At 67.7% G+C, this 15,905-nt stretch carries 17 protein-coding genes; 6 read left to right on the top strand and 11 right to left on the bottom strand.

The window, feature by feature from the left end; all coding sequences use genetic code 11:
* Positions 1-11 precede the first annotated feature (11 nt).
* From Q333_RS0103865 to Q333_RS0103845, 5 genes are all read right to left on the bottom strand, one after another.
* Positions 12-251: an acyl carrier protein gene (locus Q333_RS0103865; protein ID WP_021697838.1), complete on the bottom strand. Its 240-nt coding sequence runs from the start codon at positions 249-251 to the stop codon at positions 12-14.
* A 158-nt stretch (positions 252-409) separates the two neighbouring features.
* Positions 410-604, bottom strand: a complete 195-nt coding sequence (locus Q333_RS0103860; protein ID WP_029415431.1) for a hypothetical protein — start codon at positions 602-604, stop codon at positions 410-412.
* Positions 604-1,344 carry a 3-oxoacyl-[acyl-carrier-protein] reductase gene (fabG, locus tag Q333_RS0103855; protein WP_029415430.1) on the bottom strand — a complete coding sequence of 247 codons (741 nt, stop codon included), beginning with the start codon at positions 1,342-1,344 and terminating at the stop codon, positions 604-606. The genes Q333_RS0103860 and fabG overlap by 1 nt, the downstream gene beginning before the upstream one ends.
* Before the next feature lie 14 nt (positions 1,345-1,358).
* Positions 1,359-2,306, bottom strand: a complete 948-nt coding sequence (fabD, locus tag Q333_RS0103850; RefSeq protein WP_029415429.1) for an ACP S-malonyltransferase — start codon at positions 2,304-2,306, stop codon at positions 1,359-1,361.
* A 69-nt stretch (positions 2,307-2,375) separates the two neighbouring features.
* The gene (locus Q333_RS0103845; protein ID WP_029415428.1) at positions 2,376-3,599 is read right to left on the bottom strand and encodes a hypothetical protein; all 1,224 of its coding nucleotides are present in this window, start codon (positions 3,597-3,599) and stop codon (positions 2,376-2,378) included.
* 255 nt (positions 3,600-3,854) lie between these two features.
* Between Q333_RS0103845 and rpsF the strand changes: the two genes are divergently transcribed.
* From rpsF to Q333_RS0103815, 6 genes are all read left to right on the top strand, one after another.
* Positions 3,855-4,238 (top strand): 30S ribosomal protein S6, encoded by a 384-nt coding sequence (gene rpsF / locus Q333_RS0103840; protein ID WP_029415427.1) that lies wholly within the window; start codon positions 3,855-3,857, stop codon positions 4,236-4,238.
* 14 nt (positions 4,239-4,252) lie between these two features.
* Positions 4,253-4,534, top strand: coding sequence for a 30S ribosomal protein S18 (gene rpsR, locus Q333_RS0103835; RefSeq protein ID WP_029415426.1), 282 nt, complete (start codon positions 4,253-4,255; stop codon positions 4,532-4,534).
* 1 nt (position 4,535) lies between these two features.
* The gene (rplI, locus tag Q333_RS0103830; protein ID WP_029415425.1) at positions 4,536-5,120 is read left to right on the top strand and encodes a 50S ribosomal protein L9; all 585 of its coding nucleotides are present in this window, start codon (positions 4,536-4,538) and stop codon (positions 5,118-5,120) included.
* 345 nt (positions 5,121-5,465) lie between these two features.
* Positions 5,466-7,934 (top strand): TonB-dependent receptor plug domain-containing protein, encoded by a 2,469-nt coding sequence (locus tag Q333_RS0103825; protein WP_029415424.1) that lies wholly within the window; start codon positions 5,466-5,468, stop codon positions 7,932-7,934.
* Between the two features lie 115 nt (positions 7,935-8,049).
* Positions 8,050-8,427, top strand: coding sequence for a hypothetical protein (locus Q333_RS0103820; RefSeq protein ID WP_029415423.1), 378 nt, complete (start codon positions 8,050-8,052; stop codon positions 8,425-8,427).
* A gap of 124 nt (positions 8,428-8,551) precedes the next feature.
* The gene (locus Q333_RS0103815; protein WP_029415422.1) at positions 8,552-10,039 is read left to right on the top strand and encodes a replicative DNA helicase; all 1,488 of its coding nucleotides are present in this window, start codon (positions 8,552-8,554) and stop codon (positions 10,037-10,039) included.
* Between the two features lie 11 nt (positions 10,040-10,050).
* Here Q333_RS0103815 and der read toward each other — a convergent pair whose 3' ends face one another.
* From der to Q333_RS0103785, 6 genes are all read right to left on the bottom strand, one after another.
* Positions 10,051-11,664 (bottom strand): ribosome biogenesis GTPase Der, encoded by a 1,614-nt coding sequence (der, locus tag Q333_RS0103810; protein WP_029415421.1) that lies wholly within the window; start codon positions 11,662-11,664, stop codon positions 10,051-10,053.
* A 28-nt stretch (positions 11,665-11,692) separates the two neighbouring features.
* A complete protein-coding gene (locus Q333_RS0103805) occupies positions 11,693-13,144 on the bottom strand; it encodes a PQQ-like beta-propeller repeat protein (RefSeq protein ID WP_029415420.1) in 1,452 nt (483 codons plus the stop codon).
* Positions 13,145-13,164: 20 nt separating this feature from the next.
* Positions 13,165-13,920, bottom strand: coding sequence for a tetratricopeptide repeat protein (locus tag Q333_RS0103800; protein ID WP_029415419.1), 756 nt, complete (start codon positions 13,918-13,920; stop codon positions 13,165-13,167).
* An 81-nt stretch (positions 13,921-14,001) separates the two neighbouring features.
* On the bottom strand, positions 14,002-14,838 hold the full coding sequence (gene panB, locus Q333_RS0103795) for a 3-methyl-2-oxobutanoate hydroxymethyltransferase (protein ID WP_029415418.1): 837 nt from the start codon (positions 14,836-14,838) through the stop codon (positions 14,002-14,004).
* 69 nt (positions 14,839-14,907) lie between these two features.
* On the bottom strand, positions 14,908-15,327 hold the full coding sequence (locus Q333_RS0103790) for a hypothetical protein (protein WP_029415417.1): 420 nt from the start codon (positions 15,325-15,327) through the stop codon (positions 14,908-14,910).
* The gene (locus Q333_RS0103785) at positions 15,317-15,880 is read right to left on the bottom strand and encodes an RNA polymerase sigma factor (RefSeq protein WP_035293684.1); all 564 of its coding nucleotides are present in this window, start codon (positions 15,878-15,880) and stop codon (positions 15,317-15,319) included. The genes Q333_RS0103790 and Q333_RS0103785 overlap by 11 nt, the downstream gene beginning before the upstream one ends.
* Between the last annotated feature and the right edge of the window lie 25 nt (positions 15,881-15,905).

Here is a 15,905-nt window from a genome sequence, read left to right as displayed (position 1 = left end):
GGACGGCGGGATCAGCCCGCGGTCTTCTCGTCGATGAACTTCACCGCGTCGCCGACGGTCTGGATGTGCTCGGCGGCGTCGTCGGGGATCTCGATGTCGAACTCTTCCTCGAAGGCCATGACCAGCTCGACGTTGTCGAGCGAGTCGGCGCCGAGATCGTCGATGAAGCTGGCCTTTTCGGTGACCTTGTCCGGATCGGCGTCCAGGTGGTCGATCACGATCTTGCGGACGCGTTCCAGGGTATCGGACATGGGTGTCTCTGCCTCAAAGGGCCGCCTGGGGCGGCGTAGTGGTTGTCTGCCGTCTCACGACGGCCCCGCTTGCGCAAGGGGCAACGCCCGCATGAGCCAACCGGTTGCCGAGCCCTTTAGCACACCGCTCGCGGGTGGAAATAGGCTGTAACAGCCTGTCATCCCCGGCGACGATTGACCCACCACAAGAGCGCGGCTCCGGAGAGGGCCATCGGCGCCCCATAGACCGCCCAGATGATCTGCCCCGTCATGAAGCTGCCGGGCAGGATGTTCAGGCCCTGCAGCACCCAGATGATTCCGATCAGCAGCAGCGGGCCACACAGGATCGTCGCCGGGTAGCGCAGGACGATCATCAGATCATCGCCATGCCGCCGTTGACGTGCAACGTCTGGCCCGTGACGTAGGCCGCCTCGTCCGACGACAGATAGACGGCCGCGGCCGCGATCTCCTCGCCCGTGCCCAGCCGCCCGGCCGGGATGCGACCCAGGATGGCGTCCCTCTGCTGATCGTTCAGCACGTCGGTCATGGGTGACGCAATAAAGCCCGGCGCGATGCAGTTCACGGTGATGCCCCGGCTGCCGACCTCCTGGGCGAGGGACTTGGAGAAGCCGATCATCCCGGCCTTGGATGCCGAATAGTTGGTCTGGCCCGGATTGCCGGTCACGCCGACCACCGAGGTCACGCCGATGATCCGTCCCGATCGGCGCTTCATCATGCCCTTCACGGCGGCGCGGGCCAGGCGGAAATAGCTCTCCAGATTGATCTGGATGACGGACTGGAAGTCCTCGTCCTTCATCCGCATCAGCAGGCCGTCCTTTGTGATCCCGGCGTTGGCGACGAGGATATCCAGCGGCGCGCCCGCGACCTCCTCGGCTCGCCCGACCAGGCCGTCGACCGACTCGGCGTCCGAAAGGTTGGCCGCCGCCGCGAAAGCACGCTCGCCGAGTTCTCTGGCCAGGTCCGCCAGCACCGCCTCCCGGGTGCCGGACAGCACGACGGTCGCGCCTTGGGCATGCAGCGCTCGGGCCACAGCCCCGCCGATGCCGCCGGTCGCGCCGGTCACTAGCGCGGTCTTGCCGGTCAGATTGAACATGGTCGTCTCCGTGATCAGGCGAAGGAGGCCGCGAAGGCCTCGATGTCTTCCGGGGTGTTGAGCGCAAGGCTCTCGGCGTCAGGTGCGATGCGCTTGGCCATGCCGGTCAGGACCTTGCCCGAGCCGACCTCGACAAAGCGGGTCACGCCCCCGGTGGTCGCCATCCATTCCATCGACTCGCGCCAGCGGACGCGACCAGTAACCTGTTCGACGAGCAGACGACGGATCGTATCCGCATCCGACACCGGCCCGGCTGTCACATTGGCCACCACGGGGACCGCAGGCCCCCGAAGCGCGGCCGACGCAAGGGCCTTCGCCATTTCATCGGCCGCAGGCTGCATCAGCGGGCAGTGAAACGGCGCCGAGACGTTGAGCGGGATCGCACGCGCGCCCAGCTCCTTGGCCTTCTCGATGGCGCGATCCACGGCGGCCTTCTCGCCCGAGATGACGACGTTGCCGTTGTTGTTGTCGTTGGCCACGACGCAGACCCCGACCTCGGCGCCCGCCGCAGCGGCGGCTTCCGCCAGCGCCAGATCCGTCTTGGGCCCGATCAGCGAGGCCATCGCCCCCTGCCCCACCGGCACGGCGCGCTGCATGGCCTGGCCGCGCAGCTTCAACAGCCGCGCCGTGTCCGCGACCGTCAGCGCCCGCGCCGCCGCCAGCGCCGAATACTCGCCCAGCGAATGGCCGGCCACGAAGGCGGCGCGATCCACGGCGATGCCGAAGTCCTTTTCCAGCACCCGCACGACGGCCAGCGACACCGCCATCAGGGCCGGCTGGGCGTTCTCGGTCAGGGTCAGATGATCCTCCGGGCCGTTCCGCATCAGACCCGACAGATCCTGCCCCAGCGCCTCGTCTACTTCGCGGAACACCTCTCGCGCGCTGGCGAAGGCGTCGGCCAGCGCAACCCCCATGCCGACGGCCTGGCTGCCTTGTCCGGGAAACAGGAGGGCGAGGGTCATGAAGCGGTCCTTGGTCCGTTGAATCGAGACGGAGGGGTAGGACGATGGGCACGCGAGGACAAGCGAGGGCTAAGCGTTCGCCTCGTGCAGGTCCAGGAACACGCCTTGCGCCATCCACGGGTTTTCGCCGACGAAGCCCAGGGTGGGTCGCGCATTGTTTGTCGCCGCAAGACGCTGGAGGACCCGTCCGGTCCGCACATCGATGATGCCGTAGACGCCCCGAATGTCGCATCGCTCGGGGAGACCGATCAGCGCCCTCTCGCCGCTGGCGCTGAGCGCCAGACCCTGGCCCTCACCCCTTTGCGTCGATCGCCCGGCCAAGCGCCAAATCCAGCGCCTGCTCTCCAGATCGTAGAGGCCCGCGTAATCGCCCGAAACCGGAATCGGCGGCGGAGAGGGCCCGTGCTCGTAGATCACCCCGCCCGCCGCAAGAGGAAGGCGAACCAGGAGCCTTCGCCCCCCCTCGACGAAAACCACGTGCCCAGCCAGCGCTTCTTCGGGAAGGACGACGGCAGCCTCGCCTTCGGTCCAGAGAACGAGCCCGTCGACGCCGTTCTGCCCAACTAGGCTGGCCCGCGCCCGGACAAGTGCCCGAACCCGACCGTCGGCCATTAACACGCCCGCCTCGACGTCGCACCAGAGCCAGCCCGGCGGCGAATCGAAGGCGGCCAGCAATGCTTCACGAATGAGAACCGGAGACCGCACACGCCCGCTCGAGGCATCGATCACGGCAAGCGCGGGCGTCGTGTTCGGCAACTCAGGCCTGTAGTAGCCGCCACGCGTGTCGAAGCTGGCGATGCCCAGACCCGCACCGTTCAACCAACGCATCTGGTCGAGACGACCCGGCGGGTCGCGCAACGGGGGCGAGACCTCGATCCGGCCGTCATCCCACCGGCGCGCGCAGGCCCGCGGACCGGTGGAGAAGCCGGATGGTGCGGTGTCGCCCTTCAGCAGCCAAACGGAACGGCTGTCGTCGCTCCAGGCCAGACTGTCGTCGTCGCCCTGGAGGCCGAACGACGGCCCCTCGAGCGGAAAGGTCGACACAGGAGCGCCGTCGACGGGCGCGAACGTCAGCGCCCGATGCGTTCGCAGAAGCAGGGTGCGACCGTCGGGCGAGAGCCTATGTGTAGAAGAACCGGGCGTGGCTGGCATCCGGATGGTGATCCGACGCGCCGGCCCCGTCACCGGTCCCCCGGCCTCGCAAGGGTCAGCCTCCGCCTCGGACAGCGGGTCGCAACTGCCCCCGACCAGCACCGTCGCCGCACCCAGAAACTGTCTGCGATCAAAAGACATGGATCGATTCAACCTCCCAAGCCCTAAGATCGCATGGAGGTTGACGGTGAACGGCACCCTCACAGCCCGCGACCGGTGCCAAGGGTCCTTGCCCCCTCGTCCCTTTTCCCCTATACGCGCCGGCTTTCCAGGGCCTCGGTCCCGGAGCGGAACACCAAAGGGTTCGGGAAGTCCTCCCGGCCGCCGCACCGGGAGCCATCGTCGAACGGACTACCCGGTCCCTCGGCGCCGACGCCCTCAACGGGAGACGAACGAATGGCTCTTTACGAGCACACGGTCATGTCGCGCCAGGACATCAGCGCGCAACAGGCCGAAGCCCTCAACGACACCATCAAGGACCTGATCGTCGCCGGCGGCGGCACGGTCGCCAAGATCGAGTACTGGGGCCTGCGCAACCTGACCTATCGGGTCAAGAAGAACCGCAAGGCTCACTATTCGCTGCTTGCCATCGACTGCCCCCCGGCCGCCATGGCCGAGGTCGAGCGTCAGCTGTCGATCAACGAGGACGTCCTGCGCTGGCTGACCGTCCGCGTCGAGGAACTGGACCTGGAACTGTCCCCGCTGCTGGCTCGCCGCGAGCGTGAGCGTGAGCGCGAACGCGAGCGTGGTCCCCGCGACGACGCCGAGCTGGCCGCCTAAGGAGAGATCGAACCATGTCCGACACCCACTCCGCCAACGTGCCCGGCACGCCCGTCAACGCCTCGGCCGGCCCGCGCCGTCCCTTCAATCGTCGTCGCAAGACCTGCCCGTTCTCGGGAGAGGGCGCGCCGAAGATCGACTACAAGGACGTCAAGCTGCTCCAGCGTTACATTTCCGAACGCGGCAAGATCGTGCCCTCGCGCATCACCGCCGTGTCCCAGATCAAGCAGCGCGAACTGGCCAAGGCCATCAAGCGCGCCCGCTATCTGGCCCTCCTGCCCTATGTGGTGAAGTAAGATGAAGGTCGTTCTCCTGGAGCGCGTCGAGAACCTCGGCGCCATCGGCGACGTCGTCACTGTCAAGGACGGCTTCGCCCGCAACTTCCTCCTGCCCCGCGACAAGGCGCTGCGCGCCACGTCGAAGAACCTGGAGAAGTTCGAACTCGACCGCGCCGCCATCGAGGCCCGCAACGAGAAGAACAAGGCCGAAGCCCAGAAGGTCGCCGACAAGATCGACGGCCAGTCCTACATCATGATCCGCCAGGCGGGCGAAACGGGTCAGCTGTACGGCTCGGTCGCCGGCCGTGACGTCGCCGAGGCCGTTCAGGCCGAAGGCGGCAAGATCGAGCGCTCCCAGGTCGTGCTGAACGTCGCGATCAAGACGCTGGGCGTCCACGAGGTGCTGGTCCGCCTGCACCCCGAGGTCACCGCCACGGTCAAGATCAACGTGGCCCGCTCGGCCGACGAAGCCGAACGCCAGGCCAAGGGCGAGGACGTGATCAAGTCCGCCTACGACGAAGACCGCAACGCGGCCGCCGAGCAGGCCCGTGACATGGTCGAGGGCGGCGCCGGCCAGCAGGAAGGCCTCGGCTCCGAGGCCTGATCGCCTTCAGTTCGATTCGCTGGACTTTCAGAAATACTGAAGGGCGCGTCTCCGGACGCGCCCTTTTCTTTTGGCGGGCCGCCTGCTGGCCAGACCGAGGCAGACTGTTTCCCTACGCGCTCGGCGATCGGCCGAACTATGTCAAAATTGCAACGACCGGGCGAGTTCGCACGACGGTTGCTTGCACCGCGCCATTAAGCATCACAGCTTGTTCATGGACGTCCGACGACCGCCTGAAACGCAAGGATCGTGCGCGGTCGAACGTGCGCCACCCTCCGGTCGCCTGGAGGGGTCGAGACAAGACAGCCGGCGCACGGGCGTCGGTTCACGGCATCAGGACAGATCATGACCCAACGCTCCACCCGCGCCCTGCTCTTCGGCTTCTCCTCCATCGTGGCCCTGGCCTGCCTCGCGGCGCCGGCCCAGGCGCAGGATGCGCCCCAGGACGACGCCACCACGGTCGACGAGATCGTCGTGACCGGCACCCGCACGGTCGGCCGCACCCGGCTCGACACCATCGCGCCGGTCGATGTGATCTCCGGCGAAGTCCTCCAACGCCAGGGCACCGGCGGCGAGCTGGCGACGGCGCTGGCGGCGAACGCTCCGGCCATCAACTTTCCGCGTCCGGCCATCTCGGATGGTTCGGACCACGTCCGCCCGGCGACCCTGCGCGGTCTGGCGCCCGACCAGACCCTGGTGCTTATCAACGGCCAGCGGGGTCACGTTAGCGCGCTCGTCAACGTTAACGGCAACCTGGGTCGCGGCGCCGCGTCGTTCGACCTCAACACCATTCCCTCGGTCACGCTGCAGACCGTCGAAGTCCTGCGTGACGGCGCCTCGGCCCAGTACGGCTCCGACGCCATCGCCGGCGTCGTCAACCTGCGTCTGCGGGAAGCCGACAGCGGCGGCGGCATCACCACGAGCTACGGCCGCTACGACACGGAGTTCGACACGGCCCGGGGATCGCAAAGCCGGACGGACGGCGAGCAGGTCTCGCTCTCGGGCTGGATCGGCCTGCCCCTGTTCGACGACGGCTTCCTGACGCTGTCCGGTGAATGGCAGCGTCGCGACCCGACCAACCGGTCTGATTTCGCGGCCCCCGCGGCCACACCGACCAACTCGTCGACCACCGTGCTCGGCCGCTTCGGTGATCCCGAGGTCGAATCCCGAGCGGTCTGGGCGAACGCCGGCCTCGATCTGGGCAATGGCTGGGAGGCCTACGCCTTTGGCGGTTTCGTCGACAAGGACACAGAGTCGGCGGCCACGGCCAGGGCTTTCAACAACGCGAACAACGTGCTGGCCGTCTATCCGAACGGATTTCTGCCTCTGATCGCCACCCACATCAACGACTACAACCTCTACGGCGGCGTGAGGGGCGCGGCCTGGGGCATCGACTGGGACATCTCGGCCAGCTGGGGGCGCAACGCCCTCGACTACCGCGTCGAAAACACCATCAACGCGTCGTTCGGCACCAACTCCCTGCGTTCCTTCCGCGCGGGCGGGCTGGAATACGAGCAGTTCACCCTCGCGGTGGACGGCGTGCGGCCGATCGACGTCGGCGCGCCCGAACCCTGGAACCTCGCCTTCGGCCTTGAGTATCGCACGGAAGACTTCGTTCAGACGGCGGGTCAGGTTCAGTCCTGGATCCGCAACCCCGGCAGCACCCAGGGTGGTGGCGCGCAAGGCTTCCCCGGCTTCAGCCCGGCCAATGCCACCGAGCGCGACCGCAACAACTTCGGCGCCTACGTCGACTTGGAAGGAAAGTTCAACGACCAGTTCACCGTGGGCCTGGCCGCGCGCTACGAGGACTATTCCGACTTCGGCGACACCCTGACCGGCAAGGTCTCGGCCCGCTACGACCTGTTCCCGGAACTGGCCTTCCGGGGCTCGGTCTCGACCGGCTTCCGGGCGCCGGCTCTGCAACAGCAGTACTTCAGCTACATCGCCACCAACCTGGTGACGACCGTGGTCGGCGGCGTGCCGGTCACCAACCTCATCCAGTCCGGCACCTTCCGTGTCGACGATCCGGTGTCGATCGCCCTGGGCGCCCGGCCGCTGAAGCCCGAGACCTCGGTCAACTTCTCGGTCGGCGCGGTGGTGCGCAACGGCCCCTTCGAGCTGACTATCGACGCCTACAGCATCCAGGTCGAAGACCGCATCATCCTGTCCGAGAATCTCGGGCCGACGCGTCCAAGCCAGTCGGCCGCCACGGTCGCTGCCGTGCTGGGGATCATCCAGCCACTCGGCGTGTCGTCGGCGCGCTTCTTCACCAACGGCCTCAGCTCTACGACCAAGGGACTGGATATCGTCGGTCGCTATCGCCTGCCAACCGACAGCCTGGGCCGGTTTGACTTCACCCTGGCGGCCAACTTCAACGACACCCTGATCGAGGACATTCCCGGCGTCCCGGTTGTGTCGATCCCGGTGTCGCCCAACTTCCTGTTCGACCGCTCCAATATCCTGGCGTTCGAAGAGGGCACGCCGGAGAAGAAGTTCGTCGGTTCCGTCGACTGGTCTCTGGGCGCTTGGTCGGCCACGGCGCGCGCGACCTACTATGACAGCGTCCTGATCGCCAACAACGTCTCCACACTGGACTACGAGACTGGCGAAGACACCCTGATCGATCTGGAAGGCCGCTACGAGTTCCCGTTCGGCGTCACGGCCGCAGTGGGGGTCAACAACCTGACGGACGAGTATCCGAACTTCACCCCGGCGACGCTGAACGCGCCGACGGGCTCGGTGGGCTTCCCGCAGTTCTCGCCCTACGGCTTCAACGGCCGCTTCGTGTACGGGCGTCTCAGCTACAACTTCTGACCCCAGAGTCGAAGCCCATCAGGCGGCGCGGAGAGCCATCTCTGCGCCGCTTTCTCTTCTGCCATGAAACAGCCTTGGTCCAGCTTTGCATTGGCAGGTGTCATCGGAGGGGTTCATGAAAGTCGTCGCTGTCGCCGCGCTCGCAGGGCTCATTCTCGCCGCGCCCCCCGTGCTCGCGCAGAGCCGCACGCTCGATGCGTTCGTCACCGAGGCGAACCGCATCCCGCTGAACCCGACCTCGGCCATTCGCTCGGACGCCCGTCGGCTCGTGCGCGAGTTCAACGCTTCCATGACGACCGTCGGCGCCGAGGTCCGCGACGCCCGCGCGGCTGGCCGCACACCCCCCGCCTGCCCGCCCGAGCGCATCCAGATGAACCCGCGCCAGTTGCTCGACTATCTGAACGCCATCCCCCAAGCGCGGCGTCAGCGAATGACTCCGACCGACGGCATCCGCTCGTGGCTGGCCTCGCGCTACCCCTGCCCCGCCGCCTGATCGCACGCCGGAACTGATCCGTTTCAGGATTTTCCAGCGGTCCACAGCACGACCAATTCGACCCCCAGAGAAGGCTGCGTCCGGGACTGTCGCAGGCGCATGCGAGGGGTAATGCGTTAACCCGATGAACGCCTTCGCTCCCATTTCCGCTGATACGGTCCCCATCCCCTCCTTGCCCCACAATCTGGAGGCCGAGCAGGCACTGCTGGGCGCGCTCATGTTCGACAATGGCGTGTTCGAACGCCTGTCGGACCGGCTGAAGGGATCGCATTTCTACGAGCCCTTCCACCAGCGGCTGTATGACGCCATCGAGGATCACATTCGCCAGGGCCTGCTGGCCGAGCCGACCATCCTGATGGAGCGGTTTAAGCAGGACCCGGCTTTCGCCGAGTTCGGCGGCCTGCGCTATCTCGCAGATCTGATGGACCGGGCTCCGCCGGGGGCCAATGCGCCGGACTACGCCCGCGTCGTCTATGACCTCGCCCTCCGTCGCGACCTGATCCGCATCGGCGGCGACATCATCAAGGACGCGCCCGATCCCGAGACGCCCGCTATCGAGCAGATCGAACAGGCGGAGCTGACGCTCTACTCACTGGCCGAGAACGGCGCCCCCTCCTCCGGCTTCGTCAGCTTTTCGACGGCTCTGGCCGGCGCCGTGCAGATGGCGGGCGAGGCCTATCAGCGCGACGGCAAGCTGGCGGGACTGGCTACCCACCTGAACGATCTGGATCAGAAGCTGGGCGGCATGCACCCGTCCGACCTGCTGATCCTCGCGGGCCGTCCGTCGATGGGCAAGACGGCGCTGGCGACCAACATCGCCTTCAACGTGGCCCGCAACTACCGCTGGGAGCCGACGCCGGATGGGCGAAAGACCGTTTCCGGCGGGGTGGTGGCCTTCTTCTCGCTGGAAATGAGCGCCGAACAGCTGGCCATGCGGATCCTGGCCGATGCGTCGGGCGTGTCATCCGACCGGCTGAGGAAGGGCGAGATCGACGCGGCGGACTTCGGCAAGGTGCGCGACGCCGCCATCGAGATTGGCGAGAGCCCGCTCTACATCGACGCCACCGGCGGCATCTCGATCTCCAAGCTGGCTGCACGCGCGCGGCGCCTGAAGCGTGCCGAACAGGGGCTGGATCTGATCATCGTCGACTACCTGCAGCTCGTGACCGTTGGCGAAGGCAACGGCCAGAAGAACCGGGTGCAGGAGGTGTCGGAGATCACCGGCGGGCTGAAGGCGCTGGCCAAGGAGCTGAACGTCCCGATCATCGCCCTGTCGCAGCTGTCGCGTCAGGTGGAGGCCCGCGAGGACAAGCGGCCCCAATTGTCGGACCTGCGCGAATCCGGCTCGATCGAGCAGGACGCCGACGCCGTCATGTTCGTCTATCGCGAGAGCTACTACAAGGAACGCGCCGAGCCGCGCGAGGGCACCGAGGAGCACCTAAAGTGGCAGGAGGAGATGGACATGTTGCGCGGCGTGGCCGAGGTCGTCATCGGCAAGCAGCGCCACGGCCCCATCGGCATCGTCAAGCTGAGCTTCGATTCCGACACGACCAAGTTCGGCAACCTCGCCCAGGGCGGGCGTTACGGAAACTTCGCCGACATCCCTGAATAGTCAGTCAGGGACTACTTCCGCGGCCCCTGCTTCTGGCCCGTGCGGATGCGGCCAGAGCGACTGACTTGGCGAGCGCCGCCGCGCGCGCCCTTCTGCACGGCGACCGATGATCCGGCCTTCTTGGAGGCCGAGGCCTTCACCGCGCCGATGACGCGGGGCTTGGCGACGCGGGTCTTCTTCTGCTCCAGCGCCTTGCCGGGCAGGCGAGACTCTTCCTCTTCCTTCTTGCGGACCTTGCGCGGCGCTGTCTTGGCGTCGCCCTTGTAGCGTTCCGGTCCGGACTTGGCCCCGCCCTCGGCATACGGGTTGGCCGAGTTGGACTTGATGGTCAGGCGCAACGGAACGCCAGGCAGGTCGAAGCTCTCGCGCAGAGAGTTGGTCAGATAGCGCAGGTAATGGTCGGGCAGCGCGCCGCCCCGGCTGGCGAACAGCACGAAGGTGGGCGGTCGAGCCTTGGTCTGGGCCATGTATTTGGTCTTGATGCGCTTGCCGTCGACAGCGGGCGGCGGGTGGCGCTGGGTCGCCATGGCCAGCCAGTCGTTCAGGTCCTTGGTCTTGACCTTGACCGACCATATCGCATGGGCCTTCAGCACCGCAGGCATCAGCCGCTCGACGCCGCGACCGGAATGGGCAGACAGGGCCACGAACTCGGAGCCCTTCAGCTGGGGCAGTTTGTCGTCGGCCAGACGCTTCAGCTCAGCCAGACGCGACTGCGGCTCCTCTTCCAGGTCCCATTTGGAGGCGACGTAGACGAGCGCCCTCCCCTCGCGCTCGACCAAGTCTGCAAGTTGGAGATCCTGGACGTCAAAGGCGTTATCCTTGTCCATCACAAGAACCACGACTTCCGCGAAAGTGATGGCCCGAAGGGTGTCGGCGACCGACAGCTTCTCCAGCTTCTCCTGAACGCGGGCCTTGCGGCGCATGCCCGCCGTGTCGACAAGGCGGATGTTCTGGCCTTCGTAGGTCCAGTCGACCGAGATGCTGTCGCGGGTAATCCCGGCTTCGGGGCCGACCAGCAGGCGGTCCTCGCCGATCAGACGGTTCACCAGCGTCGACTTGCCGGCGTTCGGGCGGCCGATGATGGCGATGCGGATCGGCTTGTCGGGCTCGTCGACCTCTTCGACGAAGATGTCGACCGAGGCCGCGACGATGGCCTGATACAGGTCGGCCATGCCCTCGCCGTGCTCGGCCGAGATGGCGACGGGTTCGCCGAAGCCCAGGGCATGGGCCTCGCCCACGCCGCCGCCGGATTCGCGGCTCTCGGACTTGTTGGCGAGGATGACGACGGGCTTGTGCTGCTTCCTCAGGCGATCGGCGAAGATGCGGTCGAGCGAGGTCACGCCTTCGCGGGCGTCCATCATGAACAGGATCAGGTCCGCGTCCTCGATGGCGGCCTCGGTCTGCTCGCGCATGCGGGCTTCCAGGCTCTCGTCGGTGACGTCCTCGTAGCCGGCCGTGTCGATCAGCGTCAGGTCGAGGTCGCCGATGTTGCCGTCGGCATAGCGGCGGTCACGGGTCACGCCGGGGCGATCGTCGACGAGCGCGAGGCGCTTGCCCACCAGCCGGTTGAACAGGGTCGACTTGCCCACGTTGGGGCGGCCGACGATGGCGACCTTCAATGCCATGCCGGCCTTCTAGCGTGATTTCGGCGCGTCAGCGAATGCTGACGAGATCGCCGCTGTCCGTCAGGATGTAGAGCTGCCCGTTATAGGCGATGGGGGCCAAGAAGGCCGGACCGCCGAGACGGATCGACGCCGTCTGGGCGCCTGTCTTGGGATCGAAGGCCACGGCCTCGCCGTCCGAGTTGACAAGCACCAGCCGGTTGGACGCCAGGATCGGTCCCGACCACTCCGGACGCACAGTGCGATCGCCGAACCCCAGGAAGCCGCCTTCCTGCCGCACCCGGCCCTCGTTCAGGTCGCGGGTCCAGTAGACTGCCCCGCTGTCGCGGTTGACCACCGTCAGCTCGCCGTTCTTGGACACGATATAGACGACGTCACCGACCGGCAGGGGCGCGTTGACGCCCGCAATCGGCAGCGTCCAGCGCGGCTGGCCCGTGCGGATGTCCATCGCCTGCATGACGCCGGAGTGGCCCACGGCATAGACGAAGCCGCGCGAGATGACCGGGCGCCCGGCGATGTCGCGGATTTCCGACAGGGCGCTGGTGCGGCTGGTGCGCGACAGGACCTGGTTCCACACCGGCTGGCCGTTCGAGGCCCGCAGCGCAACCACTTCGCCGGAGGAGAAGGGCGCGATCACCGTGTCACCGCTGACCGCCGGGCTGGAGGCGCGCATCACGCGGGCCGGCTCGACGATGCCGCGATAGGACCAGTCCTGCTGGCCTGTCTGCGTGTTGAAGGCGATGATCTGGTTGTCGACGTCGACGACATAGATGCGGTTGCCCGCCAGGGTGGGCGCGCCACGCAGGGGCACATCGACCGGCTGGGTCCAGACCACGTTCCCGGTCGCGGCGTCCAGCGCCGACATGGTGCGATAACCCGAGGCGACGTACAGCCGCCCGCCGCCGACCGCCAGACCGCCGCCGAAGCCGCCCTCCAGCGCGCCGCCGCCCGTTCCGACCAGCGGCACAGGCAGGCCGAAGACCGCCACGCCCCCCGCCGCTTCACGGCCGTCCGGCTTGACGTCGCGACGCCAGACGATCTGACCCGAGGCCGCGTCTACCGCCGTCACGGTCGATTCGCCGTCCATGACGTAGATGCGCCCATCGGCGGCCACCGGCGGGGCCATGACCTGGGTCGTGCGGCTGGAGCCTCGTCCGATGCCGCGCCGCCAGCCCACGGTGAACTCGGGCGCGGCGATGCTGTGCTCGACTAGGTTTTCGGCCGTGCCCCCGGCCATGGGCCAGGCGGTCCGGGCCGTCGGGCCCGTCACCAAGAAATCTCGCCCCGACAAGGCCGCCGACGGGGTCAGGGTCTGTTCGAACGACAGGATCGAGATGCGGTCGCCTTCGGTCGCCGTGGCCTGGGGCGTGTCGTCCTGACCGAGGCCGAACGGCAGGATGCGCCGGGCCGAGGCGCAGGAGGCGACGGTCGCCGCCAGGCCGACGACGGCCACGATCTTGAGGGCGCGCGTCACGCGGGTCATCCGGTCTCCGGTCTTGACAATCACTGGGCGGGAGCCTCGGTCGGCGCGCCGGGAGCCGTCGGCGGCGCCTGCAGCACCGGCGCGGGTGGAACAACCTGCTGGGCCGCGACGATGGCGGCGAGGCCCGCCGCCGTCTCGCTGTCGATCAGGCCGATGGCGGCCTGGGCGCGCTGGCGCACGGGCTCGGGCACATCCTGACCCAGCGTCAGCAGGGTCAGGAGTTCGCGCGCCTCGGCGGCCTGGCCGTGCTGGATGCGAGCCAGCGCCAGGGCCTCCTGCGCGAACGGACGCATCGGGCGGCCTTCCTCGGTCAGAGGCTCCAGGCGCTCGGTGATCTGCTCCAGCGTCCCGGTATCCATGACCAGCAGCGCCGCCTTGAAGCGGGCCGGATCGGCCAGGATCGGATCGCCCGAAGCGCGGGCGGCCTCGTCGAACAGTTCGATCGCGTCCTCGGTGCGGTTGGACGCCAGCGCCAGGCCTGCGCGCTGCTGGAGCGCCAGCGACTTGTAGGCGCCATTGCCCATCTCGGCCGCTTCGGCGAAGGCGGTCTCGGCACCGGCGTTGTCGCCCGACTGCAGCGCTTCCATGCCGCGCTGATAGGCGACCGAGGCGTCATGGGCCTTGGACGTCTGCCAGCTCTGCCAGCCCCACCAGGCCAGGGCCGCCACCAGGGCCACCGCGAGGAGGCCGCCGACGATCGGCAGCCACTGACGCGCAAGACGCTTCAGCCGCTCGGAGCGGATCTCTTCCTCGACCTCTTCAAAGACATCCGTCACGTCGTCGCCGCCCCGAAAAAACGCTGCAAAGCCAAATCGGCGCGGACCCTAGAGGTTCGACCCCGCGCCCGCAATCGACCGCTAAGGCGTGGCGGGCTTTTTCGAGAAGTAGGTCTCGACTTCGGCAGGAAAACGGCGGGCGCGGACGTCTTCGGCGTAACCCTTGACCGCCCGGTCGATCTCGCCGCGCAGGTCGGCGTAGCGGCGCACGAACTTGGGCGTCCAGTCGAACAGCCCCAGCATGTCCGGTGTCACCAGGATCTGGCCGTCGCAGGCGGCCGACGCCCCGATGCCGATGGTCGGCTTGTCGATGGCGCGGGTGATCTCGGCGGCGACCGGCTCGGCCGTGCCCTCGACCACGATGGCGAAGGCGCCCGCGTCGGCGGTGGCCTCGGCCTCGGCGATGACGCGCAGGCGCTCGTCGTCGGTCTTGCCCTTGGCCTTGAAGGCGCCCTCGGTCAGCACGGCCTGAGGGCGCAGGCCGACGTGGCCCATGACGGGGATGCCGCGCTGGACCAGGTATTCGATAGTCTGGGGCACGGTCGGGCCGCTCTCCAGCTTCACCGCCTGGGCGCCGGTCTCCTTCATCACGCGGGCGCAGTTCTGATAGGCGATCTCCTTGCCGCCCTCATAGCTGCCGAACGGCATGTCGATGACGACCATCGCTCGCTTCGCGCCCCGCATGACGGCCTGGCCGTGCAGGATCATCATCTCCAGCGTCACGCCGACAGTGTTGGGCAGGCCGTGGATGACCATGCCGACGCTGTCGCCGACCAGCAGCAGGTCGCAGTGCGGGTCGAGGAGCTCGGCCGTCGGGGCGTCATATGCGGTGAGGCAGACGATCGGCTCGCCGCCCTTGCGCCGCATGATGTCGGGCGCGGCGAGGCGGCGGACAGCGTCGTTGGACTGCTTGGACATGGCGGCGCTCCTTGAAAGGACGACCTGCATTTAGGCGGGACGCGGCCCCGGCGAAAGCCGGAGCCCCGGTCAGATCTCCTGCGACAGCCGCATCACGCCCGCGGCCGCCAGCGCGATGAGGGCGCCGGCCGCGATCCAGAACAGCTGCATCCCGCCCATCGACCCCAGCGCCATGTCGGACAGCCCGAACTGGGTCAGGCCCGAATTCACAGCCTCCTGGACGTTCAGGCTGGCGGCCTGGACGCCCTGGCCGATGGCGCGGCCGGCGACCGGCGAGGAGCCGTCGTTCAGGTTCAGGCTGACGTTGGTCGTCTCGCGCACGGCGATGATGCCTCCGATCAGGCCGGCGACGGTCAGGGCGACGGTGCGGACCCGGCTGGAGGACTGCAGCTTCGTCTCGACCTCGGCGGCGAACAGGGTCGCGTCGGCCATCTGCGGCGAGCGGCTGAACAGCCGCTCGATCATGGGATCGAATTCGTCAGACGACATGCGCCGCCCTCCCCACGGGTTCCCCGCCCCCCGAAAGCCGGGCGCGGAGTTTATCCAGACCACGTTTGACATGAGACTTCACCGTTCCAAGCGGCAGATTCATGGCGGAAGCGATCTCGGGATGAGACAGCCCCGCGCCGTGACACAGGGAGACGCACAGACGCTCGACCTCGCTGAGGCTTTTCAGCGCCTCGTCCAGATCGACCAGGCCGGCCGCGTCGGGCGAGACCGTGACCTCGGCCTGTTCGGGCTCCAGTTCGGCGACGTAGCGGGCGTCCTTGGCCTTGCGCTTCAGATAGAGGCGCGCGGCGATACGCTTGACCCAGGCGGCGAAGGTGCCCTCGCCCCGGAACTCAGCGCATTTCTCGAAGGCCTGGAGGAAGGCGTCCTGGGCCACGTCATCGGCCTCGGCCGATTGCGCGCCCATGCGCCGGAGCAGCATGCGCACGGCCGAGCCGTGACGGCGGACGAGTTCGCCGAACTCGCGCCGCCCGCCGGCGGCCGCGAGCGCCGCCAGCTCCACGTCGTGCCTGTCCAGAAGGGACTGGGCCATGAGAGATTTCCCCCTGTCAGCCCGC

It is taken from the genome of Brevundimonas bacteroides DSM 4726 (assembly GCF_000701445.1).
Classification (GTDB): Bacteria; Pseudomonadota; Alphaproteobacteria; order Caulobacterales; family Caulobacteraceae; genus Brevundimonas; species Brevundimonas bacteroides.
Note: the sequence above shows the minus strand (reverse complement) of the source record. Positions and strands in the feature narration are given on the sequence as shown.